Annotated in this window: 19 protein-coding genes, 3 tRNA genes and 1 other RNA gene; 2 read left to right on the top strand and 21 right to left on the bottom strand. The window is 56.5% G+C overall.

Translation table 11 applies throughout. The features are described 5' to 3' along the window. Nucleotides 1-9 precede the first annotated feature (9 nt). The 5 genes from MWR57_RS03920 to MWR57_RS03900 form a co-directional block, all read right to left on the bottom strand. The gene (locus MWR57_RS03920; protein WP_423123477.1) at nt 10-756 is read right to left on the bottom strand and encodes a methyltransferase family protein; all 747 of its coding nucleotides are present in this window, start codon (nt 754-756) and stop codon (nt 10-12) included. Beyond that, nucleotides 753-1490 carry a carboxy-S-adenosyl-L-methionine synthase CmoA gene (gene cmoA / locus MWR57_RS03915; protein WP_423123476.1) on the bottom strand — a complete coding sequence of 246 codons (738 nt, stop codon included), beginning with the start codon at nt 1488-1490 and terminating at the stop codon, nt 753-755. The genes MWR57_RS03920 and cmoA overlap by 4 nt, the downstream gene beginning before the upstream one ends. Nucleotides 1491-1594: 104 nt before the next feature. Further along, nucleotides 1595-3679 carry an LTA synthase family protein gene (locus MWR57_RS03910; RefSeq protein WP_423123475.1) on the bottom strand — a complete coding sequence of 695 codons (2085 nt, stop codon included), beginning with the start codon at nt 3677-3679 and terminating at the stop codon, nt 1595-1597. Nucleotides 3680-3872: 193 nt separating this feature from the next. Next, nucleotides 3873-5288 carry a sensor histidine kinase gene (locus MWR57_RS03905; protein WP_423123474.1) on the bottom strand — a complete coding sequence of 472 codons (1416 nt, stop codon included), beginning with the start codon at nt 5286-5288 and terminating at the stop codon, nt 3873-3875. Next, nucleotides 5275-5949 (bottom strand): winged helix-turn-helix domain-containing protein, encoded by a 675-nt coding sequence (locus MWR57_RS03900; RefSeq protein WP_423123473.1) that lies wholly within the window; start codon nt 5947-5949, stop codon nt 5275-5277. The genes MWR57_RS03905 and MWR57_RS03900 overlap by 14 nt, the downstream gene beginning before the upstream one ends. A 254-nt stretch (nt 5950-6203) precedes the next feature. Here MWR57_RS03900 and MWR57_RS03895 point away from each other — a divergent pair, with 254 nt between their 5' ends. Together MWR57_RS03895 and MWR57_RS03890 are read left to right on the top strand one after the other, a co-directional pair. Then, a complete protein-coding gene (locus MWR57_RS03895; RefSeq protein ID WP_423123472.1) occupies nt 6204-7955 on the top strand; it encodes an LTA synthase family protein in 1752 nt (583 codons plus the stop codon). A 16-nt stretch (nt 7956-7971) separates the two neighbouring features. After that, entirely contained in the window at nt 7972-8997 is a 1026-nt protein-coding gene (locus MWR57_RS03890; protein WP_423123471.1) for an MraY family glycosyltransferase, read from the top strand. A 69-nt stretch (nt 8998-9066) separates the two neighbouring features. Here MWR57_RS03890 and MWR57_RS03885 read toward each other — a convergent pair. The 16 genes from MWR57_RS03885 to MWR57_RS03810 form a co-directional block, all read right to left on the bottom strand. Beyond that, nucleotides 9067-9143 (bottom strand) — tRNA-Pro (locus tag MWR57_RS03885). Between the two features lie 85 nt (nt 9144-9228). Further along, on the bottom strand, nt 9229-9585 hold the full coding sequence (locus MWR57_RS03880) for a MerR family transcriptional regulator (RefSeq protein WP_479723942.1): 357 nt from the start codon (nt 9583-9585) through the stop codon (nt 9229-9231). Between the two features lie 72 nt (nt 9586-9657). Further along, complete coding sequence (locus MWR57_RS03875; protein WP_423123469.1) at nt 9658-9951, bottom strand: integration host factor subunit alpha; 294 nt, start codon at nt 9949-9951, stop codon at nt 9658-9660. 3 nt (nt 9952-9954) lie between these two features. Continuing rightward, entirely contained in the window at nt 9955-12378 is a 2424-nt protein-coding gene (pheT, locus tag MWR57_RS03870) for a phenylalanine--tRNA ligase subunit beta (RefSeq protein WP_423123468.1), read from the bottom strand. A gap of 128 nt (nt 12379-12506) precedes the next feature. Beyond that, on the bottom strand, nt 12507-13517 hold the full coding sequence (gene pheS / locus MWR57_RS03865; protein ID WP_423123619.1) for a phenylalanine--tRNA ligase subunit alpha: 1011 nt from the start codon (nt 13515-13517) through the stop codon (nt 12507-12509). A 29-nt stretch (nt 13518-13546) separates the two neighbouring features. Continuing rightward, nucleotides 13547-13900, bottom strand: coding sequence for a 50S ribosomal protein L20 (gene rplT, locus MWR57_RS03860; RefSeq protein ID WP_423123467.1), 354 nt, complete (start codon nt 13898-13900; stop codon nt 13547-13549). 97 nt (nt 13901-13997) lie between these two features. Further along, on the bottom strand, nt 13998-14195 hold the full coding sequence (gene rpmI / locus MWR57_RS03855; RefSeq protein WP_423123466.1) for a 50S ribosomal protein L35: 198 nt from the start codon (nt 14193-14195) through the stop codon (nt 13998-14000). Nucleotides 14196-14368: 173 nt separating this feature from the next. Further along, on the bottom strand, nt 14369-14917 hold the full coding sequence (infC, locus tag MWR57_RS03850) for a translation initiation factor IF-3 (RefSeq protein WP_423123465.1): 549 nt from the start codon (nt 14915-14917) through the stop codon (nt 14369-14371). 83 nt (nt 14918-15000) lie between these two features. Beyond that, nucleotides 15001-16941, bottom strand: coding sequence for a threonine--tRNA ligase (thrS, locus tag MWR57_RS03845; RefSeq protein WP_423123464.1), 1941 nt, complete (start codon nt 16939-16941; stop codon nt 15001-15003). A 138-nt stretch (nt 16942-17079) separates the two neighbouring features. Beyond that, a tRNA-Val gene (locus MWR57_RS03840) sits at nt 17080-17156 on the bottom strand. Nucleotides 17157-17383: 227 nt separating this feature from the next. After that, the gene (gene recR, locus MWR57_RS03835) at nt 17384-17992 is read right to left on the bottom strand and encodes a recombination mediator RecR (protein WP_423123463.1); all 609 of its coding nucleotides are present in this window, start codon (nt 17990-17992) and stop codon (nt 17384-17386) included. A gap of 111 nt (nt 17993-18103) precedes the next feature. Next, on the bottom strand, nt 18104-18412 hold the full coding sequence (locus tag MWR57_RS03830; RefSeq protein WP_423123462.1) for a YbaB/EbfC family nucleoid-associated protein: 309 nt from the start codon (nt 18410-18412) through the stop codon (nt 18104-18106). 82 nt (nt 18413-18494) lie between these two features. Then, nucleotides 18495-20240 carry a DNA polymerase III subunit gamma/tau gene (gene dnaX, locus MWR57_RS03825; protein ID WP_423123461.1) on the bottom strand — a complete coding sequence of 582 codons (1746 nt, stop codon included), beginning with the start codon at nt 20238-20240 and terminating at the stop codon, nt 18495-18497. Between the two features lie 188 nt (nt 20241-20428). Continuing rightward, nucleotides 20429-20527, bottom strand: an RNA gene (gene ffs / locus MWR57_RS03820) — signal recognition particle sRNA small type. An 18-nt stretch (nt 20528-20545) separates the two neighbouring features. Then, a tRNA-Ser gene (locus tag MWR57_RS03815) sits at nt 20546-20633 on the bottom strand. A 159-nt stretch (nt 20634-20792) separates the two neighbouring features. After that, nucleotides 20793-22694: a polysaccharide biosynthesis protein gene (locus MWR57_RS03810; protein ID WP_423123460.1), complete on the bottom strand. Its 1902-nt coding sequence runs from the start codon at nt 22692-22694 to the stop codon at nt 20793-20795. Nucleotides 22695-22821: the final 127 nt, after the last annotated feature.

The raw sequence follows: 22821 nt of genomic DNA, 5'->3' as shown, positions 1-22821 counted from the left end.
CCGGAAGCCCTACGACGAGATGTCGATGGTGCCTTTTTTCTTGAGGATGCGCAACCAGATGTAGGTGGGAAGCAGCACGGCCACGATGCCTGCGGCGTAGGGCGCGTAGGCCGATTCAGCGAGCGTGGTGCCGTGGAGAAAATACTCCCGCCAGAGCGGAATCAGCGCCAGGGCGACAAAGGTCCAGAAGGCAGTGCCGCTGTCCTTGATCGCGGCGCGCCACCAGTGGAAACTGAACCCGGACAGGGTCTGGCCGAGATTGGCAAATGACGGGCAGAGCCGGCGCGTCCTGCGGCAGAATGCCTCGTATTCCTCTCCGAATTTCCCGTAGAGAAATTTCTCCTCCGTGGCCATGATCGCATAGTAGAAAAAAACGAAAAACGGCAACACGGTGACAAAGGCCAGGGGTGCGCCGCCATACAGGCCGATGCCGATGGCGATCAGGATATTGCCCAGGTACATGGGATTGCGCACGTGGTTATAGATGCCGCCGGTAACCAGACGGCTGGCGTGGACTTTGCCATCTTTACCGCCCCGCTCGATGTAGTCAAAACCAATGGTAAAAAAACGCAGTCCCTCGCCGAGCAAGGTCACCGCCAGCCCCAGAGTGGTCACCCAGCTGGTGACGGTTTCGTTGACGATCACCTGCGGTCTGAACACAAAGAGCATGACAATGAAGATGACCGGGAACATATAGGCCCGATAGCGGAAAAAGAAGTTCCCCGCCCCAACCATGAAGGGATTGCTCAATCTCATTTTGCCACCTTACGAATGATATAGCCGCAAAAGTTGTACCACTTGAAAAAAATCTCGCATTCGCTGAAGCCGTTTTGCAAGACAAGTTCCTCATTTTCCTGCACCCGGTAGGGGATGAGGACATTTTCCAGGGCCTCGCGTTTCTGGCTGATCTCAAGCTTACTGTAACCGCTGGCCTCCTTGAAATCGTAGTAGTACTTGATGAAGAACCGGTTGAGCAGTGAATCCCGGCTCAGCACCTTCTCGATAAGGATCATGCAGCCGTTTTCGTTTACCCCCTTGGCGATGCTCTGGATCAAGCGCTCCCGGTTCAGGGGGCGGACGAACTGGAGGGTGAGGTTCATGATCACCACCGAGGCGTTTTCGATCCGCACCTCGTTGTTGAGATCCATGCACTCAAAATGGTAATCATGCTGCATGCCGTGGCCCTTCAGCTTTTCCTCGGCTTTTTTCAACATTTCCTCGGAATAATCGCAGCCCACCATCCTTACTCCCGCAGGGAGGATCGGGTCAAGCTGAATCAGGGTCGTTCCGGTGGAGCAGCCCAGGTCGTAGACGTTCGTCCCAGGCACGGCGAAATCCAGGGTCAGTTCGGCCATCATCCGCTGCACTTCAAGATAAAAAGGGATTGAGCGGACCAGCATGTCGTCAAAGACAGAGGCAGTTTTCGCGTCAAAACTGAAATCAGCCACCGTGCCATGTGGGGTTGCAAAAATTTCATCCTTCTTAGCCATGAAATCCTCTTCTTCTGCTCGAATAGTATTCTGAAATTCGGCCATGGGCGTACGCCACAGTCCGGATGCTTCGTGCGGTTATTACAAACCAGCTTCCCTTATTATCACAAAGCGCGACGAAAATCCATGCTTATCCCCTCTTTTTTAGGCCCGGACCGAGATACCATGGCCGCTGCCTGGCTGACTGGGGGGAGTCTCTTTTCCGGCGACCAATGATCCAAGCCCCTCTGGTAGAGCAGACTGGCTCCCTGATAGGAACAGATGGCCTTAGCGCTCAAATCCTTATTCTCGGCCACCGGAACCAGCACCGCATCCTGCATGGTTTCTTTGACCACCTGGTACTGGCCAATCCCCTGCCGTTCATTGAGGATGGCCAGATAGCCTCCCTCCAGATAACCAAGCCGCTGGTAGTTTCCGATAAAGGCGCGGGGCGTAAAATCAGAGGCCAAAATATCCTTGCCAAAAAACTTGCTGTGGTATTGCCACTTGAGAAGGCCAAACAGGGTAGGTCCCAGGTCCACCTGGCTTGCCAGGGTGGAGTTCACCCCCGGCCTAATGATACCTGGGCCATAAAAAATCAAGGGGATATGGTAGCTGTGCACCGGAAGCTCCTGCCGACCTGCGCTGCCGGCACAATGGTCCGCGACAATAACGAAAATCGTGTTGTCAAACCAGGAGTGATGCCGTGCCTCGGCGATGAACCTGCCGATGGCGTAATCGGTATACTTAACCCCCCCCGGTCGCCCGGTTTTTGAGGGGATATCGATCTTTCCTTCGGGATAGGTGAAAGGCCTGTGGTTTGAGGTGGTCATCACGTACCCGAAGAATGGCTTCTTCCGGCTTGCGGACTGATCGAATTCGCGCAGCGCCCGGCCCAGGATATCCTCGTCGCACACGCCCCAGATATTGGCAAAGCTGATCTCTGCCGCGCTGAGATCGCTGCGATCGGTAACCTCAAAGCCGTTGCCGCCGAAAAAGGCGTTCATATTGTCAAAATACCCGTAACCGCCATAGAAAAACCTGGTGTCATACCCTTTGTCCCGGAAAACGAAGCCCAGGGAAAACAGGTTGGCGTTGTTAGGCCGCTTGACAATGGACTGCCCCGGCGTCGGCGGCACGGAAAGCGTGACCGCCTCCATCCCGCGAACGGTCCGGGTGCCCGTGGCATACAGCCGGTTGAACAACAGACCGCCCTTGGCCAAGGCGTCAAGATTGGGGGTAAGATGCGCGGTGTTGCCAAAAGCGCCGAGATACTCCGCGCTCAGGCTTTCCACCATGATCAACACGACATTAGGACGTTTTTCCGGAGCCACGGAGGTAAGCACCCGTTCTATGTCCGTGGGATTATCCTCGACATAGCGGCTGTTTCCGGTCTTGAGCAGCGTCCGCAATCCGGTGAACACCAGGCCCTCATCCATGTTTTTATAAAAGGTTCCGTAATCCAGGCTGTTGTTGCGAAAGGCGGAAAACAACTGGTATATCCCATTCTCCGCCAGCTCTTTTTCATAGCGGTTCTCAAAGGCCGCGCCGGGAAGGGAGCCATCCACGGCCAGGAATACCAGGACGGGCAAGAACAAAAAAACTGCCCCGGTGGCCAGGCGGGCGGCAAGCCCGGAGGCAGACGGCAGCATTCCCTGTTGTCGCACCGAGGCGATGACGGCTTCAATCCGGGGCCGGATGACGAAAAAAATCAATGCCGCCGTGACGCCGACGAGGGCGAGCAACTGGGGCACCGGATAGGATTCACGGATATTGCCGATCACCTCATGGGTATAGACCAGATAATCCACGGCAATGAAATTGAAGCGCACGCCGAACTCATCCCAGAACAGCCATTCCGCCAAGGCGGAGAAAACCAGGCCATAACACAGGGCAAAAACAAGGGGATACAGAACAACCCTCTGCCACCGGCTGACAAAAAACCGGTGGGGCATGACCATCAGATACAGAGCCAAGGGAATGGCAAAATACACGGCATTGACCAGATCAGACAATAAACCGACCAAAAAGATCCCTGTCACGGTCATGGGACCATGCCCGATCTGCGGCCAGATGTGGATCAACAACGCCAGCCGCACCCCAAAGGCGTACAGACTGTACCAGAGAAAAAAAAGCCGGAGAAGTTGAAAGCGGCCAGGAAACGGAAGACCGGACAGGCGGTAAAACACGGGAGGTATGATCTTTGACATAATGTTGGCTGCCCTGATCCGTTGCACAGGCCTGCCCCGTGTTCTCGGCCGGAATGACCGCGAATTTTTCCAGGAGGAAGCGCACTGCCTTGCCTGAATCTAGCACGCCAAGAATTACCGGATGCTTTCCTGGGCATTACAAACGTGAAAGGTTGGGTCTTTTTTGAGAAATTATAACCGGAGATGCAGGAGATCAGGACAGCAGGGGAGCGTCGGCGGGCAGCCGCAGGATGAAGGTCGCACCCTGTCCGGGCGCGCTTTCCACCTCGATGGTTCCGGCATGCGCATGGATGACGGCTTTGACAAGGCTCAGGCCGAGACCCAGGCCGCGCTGACTGCGGCTGTGATCCCCCCGATACAGCCGGTCAAAAATCAGGGGCAGATCGTGCGGCGGGATGCCTGTCCCGGTATCCCGCACCAGGACCACCGCATCTTCAGCCTGGCGATTACAGGTCAGTTCTATGCGGCCACCAGGAGGGGTATGCTTCAGGCTGTTGTCCAGCAGATTGCCGACAACCTGCCGCATCCGGTCGACATCCGCCATCGCCGTAAGATCGGACGGGCCGGAGACAGAAACCTCCACCCCCTTTTCCTCCGCCACATATTGGTACAAATCGGCCACCTCGGCAAGGAGGGAAACAACCTCAACGGGTTGCCGATGCAGCTTCATCACCCCGGTCTCCGCTTCGGAGATATCCATCAGGGTGTTGAGCATGGTGATGATCCGCTCCGACTCTTCGGCGCAGTCCAGCAATGCTTCACGCAACACCTCGGTATTATTACCAAACTGCAACGCGGTTTCGATCCCGGCCCGCATACGGGTCACCGGGGTCCGCAAATCATGGGCCACATTGTCCAGAGCCGCCCGCATGCCGGTAATCAGCTGCTCGATCTTTTCCAGCATGGTATTGAAGAGGTGAACCAGCTCGTCCAGCTCATCACCGGTCTGCCGCGATGGCACCCTGGCGTCCATCTTGCCGATGTCGATGCTGCGCACGACCTGAATGAGGTCGCGCACCGGTCGCAGGGAACGGAAGGCCAGAAAAAAACCGCCGACAAAACCAAAGATGATCATCGGCAGCATGATTCCGGCAAAAACCTCCCCGAAATAATCCAGGATTTTTTGCCGCTCCCCGGACCCTCGACCGATCTGGAGCAGATATCCGCTCTTAAGCCTCCTGCTGACAATCTCAAGGACATCACCCCTGCCCTTCGCGGGAAGGGCGACCCAATCATCGCCATCCCCCCCGCCCCCGCTACGGAATAGCGGAGAAAAACCGCCGGTCAACTGGCGCCAGTCCGGCGGCAGGGTAACAATAAGCGACTGATCGGTGGGGTCGGCCACCCGCACAAAAAAACCCGCCTGACTGTTCGCGGCATCCTCAAGACGAATCTCGGCAAGCATGGCCTGCAGCCCGCGCTGTTGCTCCTGCAGGGTGTATTCATTGAGCCTGCCCAGGATGATGTTCCGGTCTTTTTCCAGGATCGCGGCGCGCAGGGGAAAATAGAGCAGGGCAAAAAGCAGGAGCGAGCTTGAGATAAAGATGAGGGAATACCACAGGGCCAGCCGGAACCCCGTGGTTTTCGCCAGTTGCTTAATTGTTGCCAAGGGCATAGCCGACCCCACGAATCGTCTGAATCAGCTTGCGTCCGAAATCCCGATCGACTTTATTGCGCAACCGGCAGATGAGCACATCCACCACATTGGTCTGGGGATCAAAATTATAATCCCAGACATGCTCCAGAATCATGGTTTTGGAAATGACCCTCCCCGGATTGCGCATGAGATATTCGAGAAGGGAAAACTCCCTGGGCTGGAGATCGATCTTGCGATCCCCTCTGTGAACCTCCCGCTTCAGCTTGTCGAGGGAGAGATCCCCCACCCGCAGAACCGTGGTTTCCGGCGCGGCGCCTGCCCGGCGGAGCAGGGCCTGCACCCTGGCCAGCAACTCGGAAAAGGAAAACGGTTTGGTGAGATAATCATCCCCGCCGGCCTGCAGCCCCTTGACCCGATCCTCGACCGAACGTTTGGCGCTCAGAATGATCACCGGGGTATTGACCTGCCGACGGCGGAGTTGATCGAGCAGGGCAAGGCCGTCAAGCCTTGGCAGCATGATATCGAGGATGGCAAGATCATGGACGCCGTCTAGAGCCCGAACAAGACCATCCTCGCCATTGTCCACAACATCAACCAAAAAACCAGCCTGCCGAAGCCCCACGCTGATGAACGAGGCAATTTTAGAATCGTCTTCGACTACGAGTATGCGCATGGCCGCCTCATCCTGAAAAATCCCGGTTGCTGTCGCTCCCACAAAGATTAGCAGTCCTGCGGCCAACCGGCAATCAGAACTTTACAGGGAAAGGGGGAGTGCGGAGGCTTCCCACAAGAAAAGAATATGTGCGGGTCGGACGGACAGTATGGTATAGTTTTTTGCCTTGCTGTTAAAGGGGCGGAAGCGGTTTTTACCCGGAACATGCCGGGCTCACCGGCAGCGAGATTTTTTTCTCCCACACAAACGACCATATGATCCCAACCGTGCCCCCCTATCTCCCCTGGCTGAAAACCGTGGTAAACCGATACACCCTGTTCCTGCTCTTTTTTCTCGGCTGCACGGAGATTCTTCAGCAAACCGGCGGTCTGCCAGCCTTGCTGCCTGCGTGGCGCCTGGAAATCCCCCTGCTCCTCTATCTCTATTTCTTGTTCAATCAACTTCTCCGCAAATCACGCCTGCAACCACTGGTGGCCGCGGCGCCGCTCGTTCTGCTCTATGGCGTGTTCGACGTCTATTACCGCATGTTTGGCCGGATGCTGCGGATCACCGAAATCACCGAGCTGCCGGAGATGTTGCAGATTCTCCCCTCCCTGGGCCTCGTGTTGATCGGGGTGCTGATCGGGCTTCCCCTCCTGGCCTTTCTCGCCTTCCTTGAAATCCCGCCCCGACGGCTTGCCCCGGTCGTGGCCTCTCTGCCTCTTATGGCCTTGCTGCTGATGGTGGAGACGACCCCGGATTTTTTCATGACCGCTTTCCAGAACACACAGCAGGAGATCGTCATCTATTCCGACATGTTCAGCGCCCGCAACAATGGGCGCCTGAGCATGATGCTCTATAATGAGGCCAAGCGGAAAAGCTACCACAAAAAGATTGCCGGACATCAGATAACCCCCGCTGCCCTGATTAATTTCGACAAAGTGATCAATGGACTCACAGAACAGCCGGAAAAAAGAAATATTCACCTGATCGTCCTTGAGAGCTTTCTGGACCCTGGGCTTTTAAAGGATGCCCGTTTTTCACGCAACCCGGCTCATCCCGACTTCAGCAAGCTCCTGGCAAAAAAGGGGGGACTTTCCATCTCCCCGGTCTTTGCCGGAGGCACGGCGCAGGCCGAGTTCGAGGTTCTCTGCGGAGCTCCGGCCCTGCGGGAATTTTCCGGCATCGAGTTTGATGTGTTCACCGGGGCCAAGGCTCCCTGCCTCCCCCGCATCCTCTCCCTGGGCGGCTACGAGACCCACGCCACCAACTCCTACAAGCCCGATTTTTTCAACTCCACCAAAGCCTACACCGGAATCGGCTTTGAAAAAATGTACTACCCCCAGGAATTCTCCGCGGGCTACGACACCTATTTTGCCGCCGGCGACGTTACGGACGAGAATTACATGTTCGACGGGGTGCTTCTCTCCCAAAACCTGGAATTCATCGCCAAACGGATCAGGGAGAATCCGACGCTCCCCATCTTCAACTACGTTATCGGCATGTACGGCCACACCCCCCACGATCTCAACCTGAACAAACGGCCCAGAACCATCACAATGCTTGGAAAATTCCAGGACGAAGGCCTGGAAAAAGCAGCCAACCAGTACTATTACCGCACCGAAGCCATCGCCGCCTATGTAAAAGGATTGATCGCGGCAGACCCGAAGTCGCTGATCATCCTGGTGAGCGACCACCTGCCAAGCCTCTCGGGAGGCCAAACCTACCAGGATCTCAACTATCTTGACGGAAAGGTGGGCGCCACCTTTCTCAACCGGATCTACATCATCGAAAACGGCCGGCCGGTGCGCCAGAATACCATCCACCATTACGACATCCCCCGCATAATCCTCAACTACGCGACCAGGGGGAAATACTGCCGGGAACATGCCTGCAATTTCACGGCCCACGACACCCCTGTTACCCAAACCGCTTTCCGGGACGACTACCTGGACATCATGTCCCAGGCCATGGATGCCGGTTCAGCCATCCGCCTGTTCGACCCGAAGGCGCAGTGCGTGCAATGAAACCATGACTATCCCAATGAATCCTTGGATATTTTTCCCTCTTGTCGCCGGGGGTTCCCTGTTGCTGACCGGAGTTCTCCGGCGCTACGCCGCATCGAGCAATCTTTTTGATGTTCCCAACAGCAGGAGCTCGCACACGATTCCGACGCCGCGGGCAGGGGGGCTGGCCATTGTCTTCACCTTTCTCCCCGGGCTGTTCTGCCTGTGGTTGACCGGTTTTCTGCCGACCCATGCATTGGTGGCTCTGGCCGGCGCCGGAGGGTTGGTTGCCGGGGTGGGCTTTTTGGATGATCGTCGCCATATCGCGGCAAGATGGCGGTTAAGCGCCCATTTTCTTGGAGCGGCCTGGGGCCTTTTCTGGTTGGGAACGCTGCCCCCTCTTCCTGTTTTCGGGCACCTGGTGTATCTCGGCTGGGTCGGCTATCTGCTCGCCGCGCTCTATCTTGTCTGGTTGCTCAACCTGTACAATTTCATGGACGGCATTGATGGTATCGCCGGCATTGAGGCGATCACGGTCTGTCTGGGCGGAGGCGTTGCCTCTGTGCTCTCCTCCCCTGACGGGCAGAACTGGCTCGCGCCGGTATTGCTGCTGTCCGCGGTGGCCGGATTTCTCTACTGGAATTTCCCAAAGGCCAAGATCTTCATGGGAGATGCCGGCAGCGGTTTCCTGGGCCTGATCTTGGGTCTTCTCTCGATTCAGGCGGGCCAGAGTGAGCCGGAACTGTTCTGGTGCTGGCTCATCCTCCTCGGGGTTTTCATTGTCGACGCCACCACAACTTTAGTGCGGAGGGCAATCCGGAGAGAGCCCGTTTATGAAGCCCATCGCAGTCACGCCTACCAGTATGCCGCCCGTCGTTTTTCCGCGCACCGGCATGTCTCCATCGCGGTGGGGTTGATTAATCTTCTCTGGTTGTTGCCCCTGGCGCTCCTGGTGGCCAAGGGAGCGCTTCCAGGCCTGGCCGGACTGCTGATCGCTTATGCGCCGCTGCTCTGGTGCGCGTTTATGTTCAAGGCTGGGGCAAAGGAACAGCAGGAAGTGTGAGTGCGGGGCAATTTCGACTTGGGCAAAAAAAAGAGGTTAGCCGAAAACGGCTAACCTCTGTACTATTGCTGGTCGGGATGAGAGGATTCGAACCTCCGGCCCCTTGAACCCCATTCAAGTGCGCTACCAGACTGCGCTACATCCCGACAAAATATGTAAACCATCGAACAGGTTGGCCCCCTATTTAGCACGACCGGAAGCACCTGTCAAGCTGGACTCACCCCACCGACCTTATTCCTCAAGAATTTTCTGCAAGGCCAACAACTCCGCCTTGACCTGCATGAAAATATCCGCCGGTTTCACCGGCAACTCCTGCACCACTTCGCGGGCACCGCTGTCGCTTTCCTGCCCGTTTCCATCCCGCGCCAGGGCTTTTTTTGCGCCGGTAATGGTAAAGCCCTCATCCTTAAGAAGCCTTTTGATCGCCAGGACCGTTTCAACATCCACCCGACGATAGAGCCGCTGCTTGGACTGGGCCCGCTGCGGCTGGAGAATCCTGAATTCCGACTCCCAGTAGCGAAGCACATGCTGCTTCACCCCGGTTATCGCACACACCTCACCAATCTTAAAATAACGCTTGTCAGGAATCCCTGGAAGAACCTGGGCTCCACTTTGACCATCATCAAAAGTCCCGCAAGATGGTTTGGTCACTCTGTTCCTTTATTCCTTGTTCAGATTCTCCCGAACCACTTTGCTGGGCCTGAAGGATACCATGTGCCGCTTGGAGATCTCCATGGTTTCACCGGTCCGGGGATTACGCCCCACCCGCGAGGATTTCTTCCGCACGGTGAAGGTGCCGAACTGCACAATCTTGATTGCCTCGCCCTGCAGCAGGGTTTTCTTGAGCGCATCAAAAACAGCATCAACCATCTCACCGGCGCTCCGCTGTGAAAACCCCATCTTCTCGTTGATGGTTTGCGCCAGTTCTTTTCTGGTAAGGTTGGATCGTTTCATCTATTATGCCTCACGTAACTGCCCGTTAAAACGGGAAATCATCATCTCGATAATTTTTTGGTGAATCTTGCCAACTGTTTCGTCGTCCAGGGTCCGGTCAACTGCGCGATACGTGATGGAAATAGCAACGCTCTTTTTGCCGGCCTCAATATTTTTCCCCTGAAACACATCAAAGATCTCAGCTCTTTCGATGAGCTTATCGCCGCAGCCATGAATGGCGGCCAGCATTTCCCCCGCGGCAGCCCCCTCCGGCACAATGAGAGCCATGTCCCATTTCACAAAAGGAAATTTGGGCAACGGCGCAAAGGTCTTTGCCTGTGGTGAAAAACCGCCAAACGCGGCAAGATCAAGATCAACAAAAAAGGCCTGTTGCTTGACGCCAAAACCCTTCAGGGTTTTCTGGCTGAAAGCTCCGCACCAGCCGAGGATCTGCTCCCCGCCCCTGACAGCCAAGACACTGCCCGGTTCGGCAAAGGGGAGCTCCTGGCTGGCAACACCTGCCTCGCAGGTGATTGTTCCACCCAAACGCAGACTTTCGAGAATCTGCGTCACAACCCCTTTGACATCAAGGATATCCACAGGGGTTTCCCCGGCGTGGAGCACTGGCGCGCCAGGATTGCGCCGTCCGGAAACAACCGCGGCCAGACGGAAAGGCTCTTGGGGCTGACCGCTTTCGAGGGGGTGAAAAACCTTGCCAATTTCAAAGAGCCGGACATCGTGGCTCTGGTGGTTTACATTGCGCCGCAGATTTTCAAGAAGCCCGGGCAACAGCGTGGTCCGCAACACACTCTGATCTTCCGCCAGAGGATTCAAGAGATGCACGGACTGCCTTCTCGCGTCGTCCGCGGCCAACCCCAGGAGGTCACAATGCTGCGGAGCCACGAAGCTGTAGTTGATGGCTTCGTAAAACCCGAGGGCGGTCAAGGTCTGCACCACCTTTTTCCGCAGTTCCCGGAGAGGGTCCTGCTCGGAAAAATTCATGGGCACCATGGGCAGGGTGGTCGGCAACAGGTTGTAGCCCACAATCCGGGCCACCTCTTCAATGAGGTCAACCTCCCGCTCAAGATCAACCCGAAAACTCGGGGGCGTCACCCGCAGGGTGTCGTCATCGAGTTTTTCCACGTCAATTTCAATACCGGCAAGGGCAGCACCGATCCGGTCCAGGGTGAGATCCATGCCCAGCAGGGCACGCGTCCGCTTCCCACGCAAGATGATGGGCGCCGGGGCGATGACCCCGTCCCGGCAATCCACGCCGCCTTCGACAATTTCCCCGCCGCTCAGGGCGGCGATAAGTTGCACAGCCCGCTCCATAGCGCGGGGGACACCCTGCGGATCAACGCCCCGCTCGAAACGATAGGAGGCCTCGGTGCTCATCTTGAGCTTTCCGGCGGTGCGGCGGATGCCAATGGCGGAAAAGCAGGCGCTTTCCAGCAGAATATCCGTGGTCTCCGCATCAACCTCGGAATTGGCCCCGCCCATGATCCCGGCCAGGGCCACCGGCCGCTTGGCATCGCAGATCATCAGCATCTCGGGTTCAAGCTGGTGCTCGTTTCCATCCAGGGTAACAAAACTCTCGCCAACCCTCGCCCGCCGGACCACGATCTTGCCCCCGGCAAGCTTGTTAAAATCAAAAGCGTGCAGGGGCTGCCCATACTCCAGCATGACAAAGTTGGTGATATCGACGATATTGTTGATCGGGCGCATACCCACGGCCAGCAATCGCTGCCGCAGCCACCAGGGCGAAGGCCCGATCTTTACCTTCCTGACGAGCCGGGCGGCATACCGCGGACAATCGGCAACGGCTTCCACCTCCACGCTGAAGGGCAGATTCTCGTCGGACAGTGCGGGGGGTGTATCGACCGGCGGCTTGATCCGCTTGCCGATCACCCCGCCCACCTCCCGGGCAATTCCCAGGACACTGGCGCAATCGGGCCTGTTGGGGGTGAGATCGACCTCAATCATGGTGTCAACCAGGCCCAAGGCCTGGCTCAACGCCACTCCCGGCTGAAGATCCGCGGCCAATTCCATGATCCCGGTCTGATCCTCCGCAATCCCAAGCTCCTTGGCAGAACAGAGCATACCGCAGGATTCCTCCCCGCGAATCTTGGCCGGTTTGATGGTAAACCCCCCTGGCAAAACCGCACCGGGCAAGGCAAGAGGTGTAACCAGCCCGGCGCGCGCGTTGGGAGCGCCACACACCACCCGGGTAAGCCCCTGTCCCGCATTCACGTCACAGAGCACCAGCTTGTCCGCGTTGGGATGGGGAAAAACCGCCTCGATCCTTGCGACCACAACCCCGTTCAGCTCCGGATAACACGGCACGCAGGCGTCCACCTCAAGGCCAAGCATGGTGAGGTGGTCGGCAATCCGTGCCGGCTCCAGGTCGGTGTCAATATATTCGCGCAACCAGTTGAGCGTAAACTTCATGGATAGTGTCTTATGGTCGTCGCCCGAAAAAAGGCTTAAGCCGTTGCAAAAAAACGGCAGCAGTGTTAACGGCGTAAAGAACCGTAGCAGCATGAGCGGCAACGGCAATAATTACTCTGTAACGGCTCCTAAAACTGGGAAAGAAAACGCAGGTCGTTTTCGTAGAACAGCCGGATATCGGTGATGCCGTACTTCAACATGGCAATCCGTTCGATGCCAAGGCCAAAGGCAAAGCCGCTGTACTCTTCCGGATCGTAGCCAACCTTTTTAAAAACCTCCGGATCAATCATGCCGGCGCCCAGAATTTCGAGCCAACCTGTCTGCTTGCACACCCGGCACCCCTTGCCGCCACAGATCACGCAACCGATATCAACCTCGGCGCTGGGCTCGGTAAAGGGGAAAAAGCTGGGACGAAAACGGATGGGGGTGTTTTCCGCGAACATCCTGGTGATGAACACCGAAAGCACGCCCTTGAGGTCGGCGAAGGAGATATGGCGGTCAACGAGAAACCCTTCCACCTGATGAAACATGGGGGTATGGGTGATATCCGAATCACAGCGGTACACCTTGCCCGGCGCGATCATCCGCAGGGGCGGCTGCTCCTTCTCCATGATTCTGGCCTGCATGGGCGAGGTATGGGTTCTGAGCAGCAGGCTGTCGCTGATATAGAAGGTGTCGTGCATGGCCCGGGCGGGATGATGCGGCGGGATGTTCAAGGCCTCGAAATTATAAAAATCAACCTCGACATCCGGCCCTTCGGCCACCGCAAAGCCCAACCCCTCGAAAATAGAGCACACCGCGTCCATGACCTGGGTCACCGGATGCAGCTTGCCAAAAGGCAGCGCCCGGCCGGGCAGAGTCAGATCAAGGGTGGTTTGGGCTGAAGCGGCGCCAGCATCGGCAAGAAGAGCTTCCCGCGAAACATATGCAGTTTCCAGCTCCTGCTTGATCTCGTTTGCCAGTTGCCCGAGCCTTGGGCGCTCCTCGGGAGGAGCCTGCCCCAATTGGCGCATAACAAGGGTAAACTCCCCCTTCCGGCCCAGGTATTTCACCCTAAACGGTTCGAGCTCGCCGATCGTGGAGATTGCGGCGAGCTCTTCACCGGCAGCGGCTTTCAGGCGAAGGAGTTCTTCGTGCATGCTGGGCATGGCGGAGGGCACGGCAACAATCAGTTGCTAACGCCAGCCAGCTTGGCAACCTGGGAAAAAGCCCCCGGATCAAGAACTGCCAGATTGGCGAGAACCTTGCGGTCCAACTCAACATTCACTTTCTTCAAGCTGCCCATCATCCGGCTGTAGGTCGTGCCGTTTTCATGGCAAGCCGCACCGATACGCACAATCCACAATTTCCGGAAATCGCGCTTTTTCTGACGGCGATCGCGGTAGGCATAGACCAGCGCCCGGTCTACGGCTTCCGTTGCCGTCCGGTACAGACGGTTCCGCCCGCCGATAAAGCCACTGGCCAAATTCAAAACCTTTTTTCTTCTCCGGCGCGCTTTAAATCCACGTGTTACGCGAGGCATCGTACTTCTCCTTATTGACATTCTCCGACGCTTTCTTGGCGCCGGCAGTATTTACACTGGTAATCGTCTTGAGGCGGACTATCAATCCTGCCGGTTTTCACATGTAGGGCAACAGACGCTTGATCCCCTTGAGATTGGTGTCGTCAACAATCCCGGCTTGGCGCAGATTTCTTTTCCGCTTGGTGCTCTTCTTGGTGAGGATGTGGCTGGTAAAAGCCTTGCGGCGTACAATCTTACCGGTGCCAGTGCATTTGAACCGCTTGGCAGCCCCTCTGTTTGTTTTCATCTTCGGCATGGTGTTCTCCCTTTGTAACTACCCAGACTCATCTAAAACCCAAAATCAGGCTTAAACATCACAATTGTAACCGTTCAGCAGTACCGTAGCTGCTAGGCAGAAGCCTGCGACGTGTGCTAGCGCACATGTGCAGGCTGATAACAACACAGATGCGGTGCTGCGGGACGGTTACGTTATTTCGGCCCTACAAACATGGCCATCTGCCGCCCTTCCATCTTGGGGGACTGCAGGATAACCGCATCTTCCTTCAATTCCTCGACCACCTTGTTCAAGACCTCCATGCCGAGGGTGTCGGCATAAACGATCTCGCGGCCGCGGAAACGCAGGGTGATCTTCACCTTGTTCTTCTGCTGCAGAAACTTCTTGATATTCTTGATCTTGAATTCAAGATCATGCTTCTCGGTCTTGGGCCTCAGCTTGATCTCCTTGACCTCGATAACCGTCTGTTTCTTCTTGGCTTCCTGTTGCTTCTTGGACTGCTCGTAACGGAATTTGCCAAAATCCATGATCCGGCAGACCGGAGGATCGGCCGCAGCCGACAGCTCCACAAGATCAAGCCCTGCCGCTTCGGCCTTTGCCAGCGCTTCGCGAACAGGCACAACCCCTACCTGCTGCCCTTCCTCATCAATGAGACGAACTTCCTTGCAATCAATCTCGTGGTTGATTCTGGCCCGCACTTCCCGCTCTGGTCGGTCGCCAACTTTTTTGCCTTTGATACTCATACCTCCGCACACATGATTCTTAAAACACCGCACATGACGCAACGCATCCGCACGCTGAAATATATCATAATACTCTGAATCACCTAGCTATTGCAAGCACCAGTTCGACCTGCCTCATTTTCCCCGGCAATCAAGGCCGCAAACTCAGGGATCGACATGGCCGGCAGATTGTCGCCGTTGCGCAACCGCACCGTGACCTGACGCGCTTCCACTTCCTTGTCGCCGATGATCAGCATGTAGGGAATCTTCTGCATCTGGGCTTCGCGAATCTTGTAATTAAGCTTTTCGTTGCGGAGATCCTTTTCAACCCGCACTCCGCCCCGGCGCAATTCGGCATAAACCTCTTCCGCGTAATCGCCCTGCGCGTCGGTGATATTCATGATCCTGGCCTGCGCCGGGGCAAGCCACACCGGAAAGGCGCCGGCATAATGCTCGATAAGCACCCCGATGAAGCGCTCCAACGAGCCCATGAGCGCCCGGTGGATCATGATCGGCTGATGCTCCTTGCCGTCTTCCCCGGTATAGGTCATCTCAAAACGTTCGGGCAGGTTGAAATCCACCTGGATGGTGGAGCATTGCCAGCTCCGCCCCAAAACATCCTTGATCTTGATATCGATTTTCGGACCGTAAAACACCCCTTCGCCAGGGTCGATCGCATACGCCAAACCCTTTTTCTCCAGGGCCAGCTTCAGGGCGGCGGTGGCCTGATCCCAGTGCTCGTCGCTGCCCACGGACTTTTCCGGCCTGGTGGAGAGATACACCTCATAGCTTTCAAACCCGAAGGTCTTGAGGATGTGCAGGTTCAGGTCAAGGATATTAAAAATCTCCTCTTCCAGGTGATCGGGACGGCAGAAAATATGGGCATCGTCCTGGGTGAAACCGCGCACCCGCATCAATCCATGCAAAGCGCCGGTTTTTTCGAAACGGTACACGGTGCCCAGCTCGCACCAGCGCAGGGGAAATTCCCGGTAGCTGCGCTTGCGCGTATTATAGATGCCGATATGAAACGGGCAATTCATCGGCTTGAGCTGGTAGCTCACCTCCTCGATCTCCATGGGGGAAAACATGTTCTCCCCATAAAAATCGAGATGGCCGCTGGTTTTCCACATATCGCGCCGGGCAATGTGCGGAGTAAACAGCAACTCGTAGCCGTTTTTGTAATGTTCTTCGCGCCAGTGATCCTCGATGATCTTCCGGAGCAATGCCCCCTTGGGCTGCCACAGAATCAGACCCGGTCCGACCTGATCGGAGACGGCAAACAATTCCAGTTCCTTGCCGAGCTTCCGATGATCGCGCTTTTTCGCCTCTTCAATCTGGAGAAGATAGGCCTTCAGATCCTTGGGGTCGAAAAACGCCGTGCCGTAAATGCGTTGGAGCATCTGATTTTTTTCATCGCCACGCCAATAGGCGCCGGCCAGCTTGATCACTTTTACGGCCTTGAGCCAGCCGGCATGCGGCAGATGCGGACCACGGCAGAGATCAACAAAATCTCCCTGCCGGTACAGCGAGACCGTCTCGGCGCCAAGGTCTTTCAGCAATTCAACCTTGTAGCGCTGCCCGCTCTTTTCAAAAAGCGCAATCGCCTGGGCGGAAGACATGGTTTCCCGAGAAAAAGGCGCGGCGAGAGCGACAAGCTCCTGCATTTTTTCTTCAATGCGGGCGAGATCGTCCGGGGTGAACGGCTCCGCCCGGTCGAAATCATAGTAAAATCCATCGGCGATGGCAGGCCCGATGGCAACCTGCACCTCCTTGCCGAACAGGGCAAGGACAGCCTCGGCCATGACATGGGCCGCGCTGTGCCGGAGAATTTCCAAGGCCTCGGGGCTGTCAATGGTTATGGGCGCAAAGGCGGCAGCGGCAGTGATGGGCATGGAAAGATCCACCAGCCTGTCATCCAACCGGGCGGCAATGGTCTGCTTGCGTTCCTTGTTGGAAACCAGCTCTTTCAGGGCCTCGGCCACCGTGGTCCCCGCGGGGATCGTTTTCTGCTCCCCGGAAGGAAGGGTGAGGGATATTTCCGTCATGGTTGTTGGATCAGCCTTTCCGCAAATGCACAAACAAAAACAAGCACATTGACCTGGTCAATCTGCCTGCACAATAAGGTCTGGCAAAAAAATCCCCCTGCCAGGCCTTGCGACGTCACGATATAGTGGATGTTCTTCTGGTAGGCGCGGGCGGATTCGAACCGCCGACCTCTTGCGTGTCGGGCAAGCGCTCTAACCAACTGAGCTACGCGCCTGAAAAAAACAAGGAGCACGCCGCCCATGGCGACAGCCCATTCTTCTTTTGAGACAAAACTTCCAACCGGCAACCAATTACCAACATTTCATCCGAGTGTCAAGGACAAATAGTTCAGGAGCCGTTACGGAATACCCCCGCCGTTCACAGCGATAACGGCTTCTTCTTTTCGTCGTCACCCAGCCAAAAAAGCGAGCAAATTGTGCCGCCCAAGGAGAGCTTCCAGGGTCAGGAACAGGTATCCTTCCGGGATTCAATGGCCCGGCTGAGCGTGAGCTCATCGGCATATTTGATGTCCATGCCCATGGGAATCCCGCAGGCCAGCCTGGTCACTTTGACCGCAGCCTCCTCCTGCAACCGCTTGATGAGATAGGCGGCCGTCGCCTCCCCGGGCACGGTGGAGCTGGTGGCGATCAACACCTCCCGCACCTGCTGGTTGCGGATGCGTTCCAGCAAGGCATCCGCCTTGATTTCCTCAGGCCCGATTCCATCCATTGGAGAAAGAACCCCATGGAGGATATGGTACTTGCCCTTGAAGGCCCCGGTCTTCTCGATGGCCATGAGATCCGCGGATTCCTCCACCACGCAGACCAACCCGCCATCACGCTCGGAATCCTTACAGATGCCGCAGGGATCGGTTTCCGCAAAAGCGAAACAGCCGCTGCACAATCTGATGCTCCGGTGCAGCTCCCCCAAATCCCTGGCCAGGCTCTGAGCCTCGCTGGCCGGCCGCCGCAGGATATGGAGAGCGAGCCGGGTCGCAGTTTTCGTGCCGATTCCAGGCAACCGGTTCAGGTCGGCAATAAGGCGGCTCAGGGCCGGAGGTACGACGTTCATATACAAAAGACCCAAGGTGAAAGGTGAAAGGTGAAAGGAACGGACAAACACAATTTCTCAGGCTTCATTTCTTCACCTTGCACCTTTAACCTTGAGCCTTGCGCCTATCCCTTAAAACATCCCCGGTATCTTGATGCCGCCGGTGATCTTGGCCATTTCGGCCTCGATCATGGTCTGGGCCTTGCGCATGGCCTCATTCACCGCCGAGACCACAAGATCCTGAAGCATCTGCGGGTCCGAAGGGTCTACCACTTCCTTGTCAATGGTCAGACTGACGAGCTCGTGCCTGCCGTTCACCGTGGCGCTCACCATCCCCCCGCCCACCGAGGCGCTGACCTGTTTCCCGGCCAATTCCCCCTGCATCTCCGTCAACCGCTGCTGAAACTGCTGCGCCTGCTTCACCATCTGTTTCATATCCATCCGCATATCTCCGACATTGACATTCCCATATACCGCAAGGACACAGGAAGCATCTGCCGGCTCCCCCCTGTCCTTGAACCTTTTACTTTGTTCCGGTCCGAATACTGCCGACCTGGCCGCCAAAAATCTCGGCCGTCATCTGCACCATGGGATCATTGGCCAAAACCCGCCGCTCGACAAGAAGATCCTCAGCCTCGTTACCACCGCCCTCCTCAATTGCCTGTGCACCGCGGCCCCTGAAAACAACCCGGAAATCATGCTGAAAAAAATCCAAGGCAAAGGATTGCAAAAGCTTCAGATTGTCATGCTCCTGCAACAGCTTGCAATCGGAAGGATCATCAAATTTTAAAACCAGCTCGCTCCCCTCGTCACGGGCCATGGCACAGAGTTGCAGCACCGGCGCCATCCAGCGCTTCCGCGCCTTGACATACTCAATAAACGCCTCCCAATCCCGTTTCACCTCCCGCCCGGAAGGGGAAGCCATCGCGACAGGAGGCAATGCACGGGCATGTTCCGAAAGAGGCGCTGGCGCACTGGTTATTTCATTTTTTTTTTGTGCCGGAAGCGATCCGGAAGAGGGGGCGGCAAGCGGAGCCCGGGGTATCGCCCTGGGCGCATTTGGCTCAGGCTCGGCGGTGGAAACCGCCGGAAATCCAGCCTTTCCGCCCCCCTGCGCCAAAGGTGCTACTCCGGCCAGCAGCCCGTCAAGACGACCCAGCAGAGTAGCCGCCGGCACGATCTGCCCAGCCTGGGTGGCCCGGACAAACGCCATTTCCAAGGCAAGGCGCGGCCGGGAAGAGTACTGCATCTCTTCGCTCCCCTTCAGCAGCAAAGAAAAATACTGATAGAGCGTTTCCTGGCTGGCGCCTGCGGCAATATCCTTGATGGCTGCCAGTTCCTGATCGGAAATATCCAGCAGCTCCTCGGGACTGGCCTTGACCTTGGCAATCAGCAAGGATCGGAAGAATCCCAACAGATCGCTGGCAAAACGCTTAAGATCCATGCCCGCGGCTTGGCCCTGCTCAAATATTTCAAGGCACCCGGCCAGGTCTCCGGCCAGGAGAGCGCGCGCCAGATTTTCATAAATCCGGCGGTCGACCAGCCCCAGAACCTCGGCCACATCCCCATCGCTGATCTCCGCCCCGCCAAAAGAAAAAAGCTGATCAAGAAGACTTAAGCCGTCCCGCACACTGCCGTCCGCCTCCCGCCCGATCATCTCCAGACCGCGCTGGGAAATCGCGACTTTTTCCGCTGCGGCGATCCTGGCAAAAAAAGCAACCAGCTCGACAAAAGGCACCCGCTTGAGCTCATAGCGCTGGCAACGGGAAAGGATGGTGATCGGGATCTTGTGCAGCTCGGTGGTGGCGAACATGAAATAGACATGGGCGGGCGGCTCTTCCAGGGTTTTCAACAGAGCATTGAAAGCCTCGGTGGTGAGCATGTGCACTTCATCGATGATGATGATCTTGTAGCGCCCCTTGGCAGGGAAAAAGCGGATGTTTTCCTTGAGTTCGCGGATCTCCTGGATACCGCGGTTGGAGGCGCCGTCGATCTCATGCAGATCCATGGCGTTGCCGGCCATGATCTCCAGACAGGACTCGCACTGATCGCAGGGCACATCCGGCTCGCCCTGCCGACAGTTGAGCGCCTTGGCCATAAGCCGCGCCAGAGTGGTTTTCCCGACCCCGCGCACCCCGGAAAAGAGCATGGCATGGGCCACCCGGTTCCGGGTAAGCGCATTGCGCAAGGTGCGCACCACGGCCTGCTGACCGACAACCGCATCGAAATTCTGGGGACGCCATTTTCTGGCGAGAACAAGGTAGGACATTCTCAGCCCTCGGAGATCAGCCCCGGTAAACGGGGAAAACAGAAGATAGAGCTGCAAATGAGGAAACAAAGGAAGTGGTTGCAGGGTGCCGCAGATTGCAGCAAGCGGGACGGCGAAGCGTACACCAGGTACGTGAGACGGACCGATCGCTGCAAGATGTGGTGCCCTGCAACCGCTTACAAAAAAATGATAGCCAGGCACCCCTGCGGCACACAGAGTTACTCACTACCGTTGCTTCCTTCCGGACCTGGCGGGGTTCGCAAGTCTCTGTTGCGCAGGACCCGGCTATCAAACCGTAAAATATCTGGTGGAGAAGGTGGGATTCGAACCCACGGTACGTTGCCGCACACACGCGTTCCAGGCGTGCACCTTAAGCCACTCGGTCACCTCTCCAGCGTTTTTCAGAGCAAATAGGCACGCTGGCCAATGGGGCACCACTTTACAACACCTGCTCCCTCTTGCAAAGAACAAAATGGCCAAGGGGAAGAGATGACCGTCTCACTCAATAATTTTATCAATGATTCCCAAGCGATGTCCAGCCAAAAGCAACGCTCATCCCCTGGGCAGGACGGATTCACTGGCCTGGAATGCATACTCAGGAATCACCCTGCCAAGCTCGGCCTTGATCCCCTCGGCATCATGGGTTGAAGCGAATTGCTTAAGATTTTCCAGCGATTCCTGCAAGTCCTCCAGACAAGCGCCGTTCCCGCGCAACACCATGATCTTTTCATGGCCGGTGGGCACGATCCCCTCGCCCTCGGTGATCAACTCTTCGTACATCTTTTCGCCGGGCCGGAGTCCGGTGACCCTGATCTCGATTTCCGTATCCGGCTCCTTGCCGCAGAGCTTGATCAAATCGCGGGCCATCTGGCCGATCCGCACCGGCGTCCCCATCTCCAGAATAAAAATCTCCCCGCCCTCGCCCATGGTGGCGGCTTGAAGAATAAGCTGACCCGCCTCCTCGATGGACATGAAGTAGCGGGTCATATCCGGATGGGTGACGGTAACCGGCCCACCAAGCTCGATTTGCCGCCGGAACAGGGGGATGACCGAACCAGAGGAGCCGAGGACGTTACCAAAACGCACCGCCATAAACCGGGTTCCTGCCCCAGCCAATCGGGCCTTTTCGCAAAAACCCTGCATGAGAATCTCAGTCATCCGCTTGGTGGCGCCCATGACGTTGGTGGGCCGCACCGCCTTGTCGGTGGAGATCACGATAAAGCGTTCCACCCCGGACCGCACCGAAACCTCCATCAACCGCTTGGAGGCAAAGATATTATTGTACACTCCTTCCCAGGGATTGCGCTCAACCATGGGGACATGCTTGTAGGCCGCAGCATGAAAAACCACAGTCGGCCGATAATGCGGGAACAACGACTCCAGCAAGGCCTTGTCCTGCACCTTACCGAGAACGGCCACATAATTTTTGAAGCCGTATTCGTGGAGCAACTCCATCTCGATCTGGTACAGATTCTGTTCGCTGGCGTCCATGAGAACAAGGGTGGAGGGATGGAAGCGGACAATCTGGCGACAGAGTTCCGAACCAATGGAGCCTCCAGCCCCGGTAACCAGAACCGTCTTTCCCCCCAAAACATCGCCGATCTGCTCCAGCTCAAGCCGCACCGGCGGCCGCCCCAGGAGATCCTTATACGAGACATCGCGGATGGTTTTAATGGAGACCTTGTCGCTGATCAACTCCCCCAAGCCGGGCAGAGTCTTGAACGGAATTTCACACCCCCTACACAGATCGACAATCCTCTGCATCTGGTCACGGCTGGCCGAAGGAATGGCGATGAGCACTTCCTGGGCCTTGACTTTAAATACATACTCCGAAAGATCCGCAATGGGTCCAAGAACCGGAATCCCGTGAATCTGTTGGCCGATCTTGGCGGAATGGTCATCCAAAAATCCGGCCACCATGTAAGGCAACCCTTTGTTGTCGTTGATTTCCCGAGTAACCTTCTCGGCTGCGTCGCCTGCCCCGATGATGAGCAGCCGCTTGCGACGCTGGCGCTTACTGACGTCTTCCCGCAAAAAAGGCAGACAAAAAAAACTCTGGCAAGAAAGTCGGAGACTGATCCGAAACCCGGCGATGAAAAGGAAGGTCAACAGAGCATCAAGCACAAAGACCGACCTGGAAAACCCCTCAAAACGGTTGAACAAGAGGATACCGCCCAAGGTAATAAATCCCGCCGTTACGCACGCCTTGAGAATGTTCAAAAGGTCGGCAAGGGAGGTGTACCTCCACATCCCCCGATACAAGCCGAACAGATGAAACAACACCAGCTTGGCGGGAAGGAGAAAACCGAGGACGGTAGAGATATTGGCCCATTGCTCTTGGGGAACAGCACCATCGAAGCGAATTATATAGGCCAGCAAATGCGCTGCAACCAGCAACAGCAGGTCCACCCCGAGCACGATCCAAAAATTCAGTTTACGGAATTGGTATTTCATTGGTTTTCCATAAATTCCTGTTAATCCGGCTGTGACTTCCGGCGCCAGCAAAGCCCACCACCATCTCCATGTCTGCGATGCCGACCATAAATATCTGAGCTTAATCCGGCTTTCCTGTGGATCAACC

This window comes from Hydrosulfovibrio ferrireducens, from assembly GCF_046883345.1.
Taxonomy (GTDB): Bacteria; Desulfobacterota; Desulfobulbia; order Desulfobulbales; family Desulfurivibrionaceae; genus Thiovibrio; species Thiovibrio ferrireducens.
Note: the sequence above shows the minus strand (reverse complement) of the source record. Positions and strands in the feature narration are given on the sequence as shown.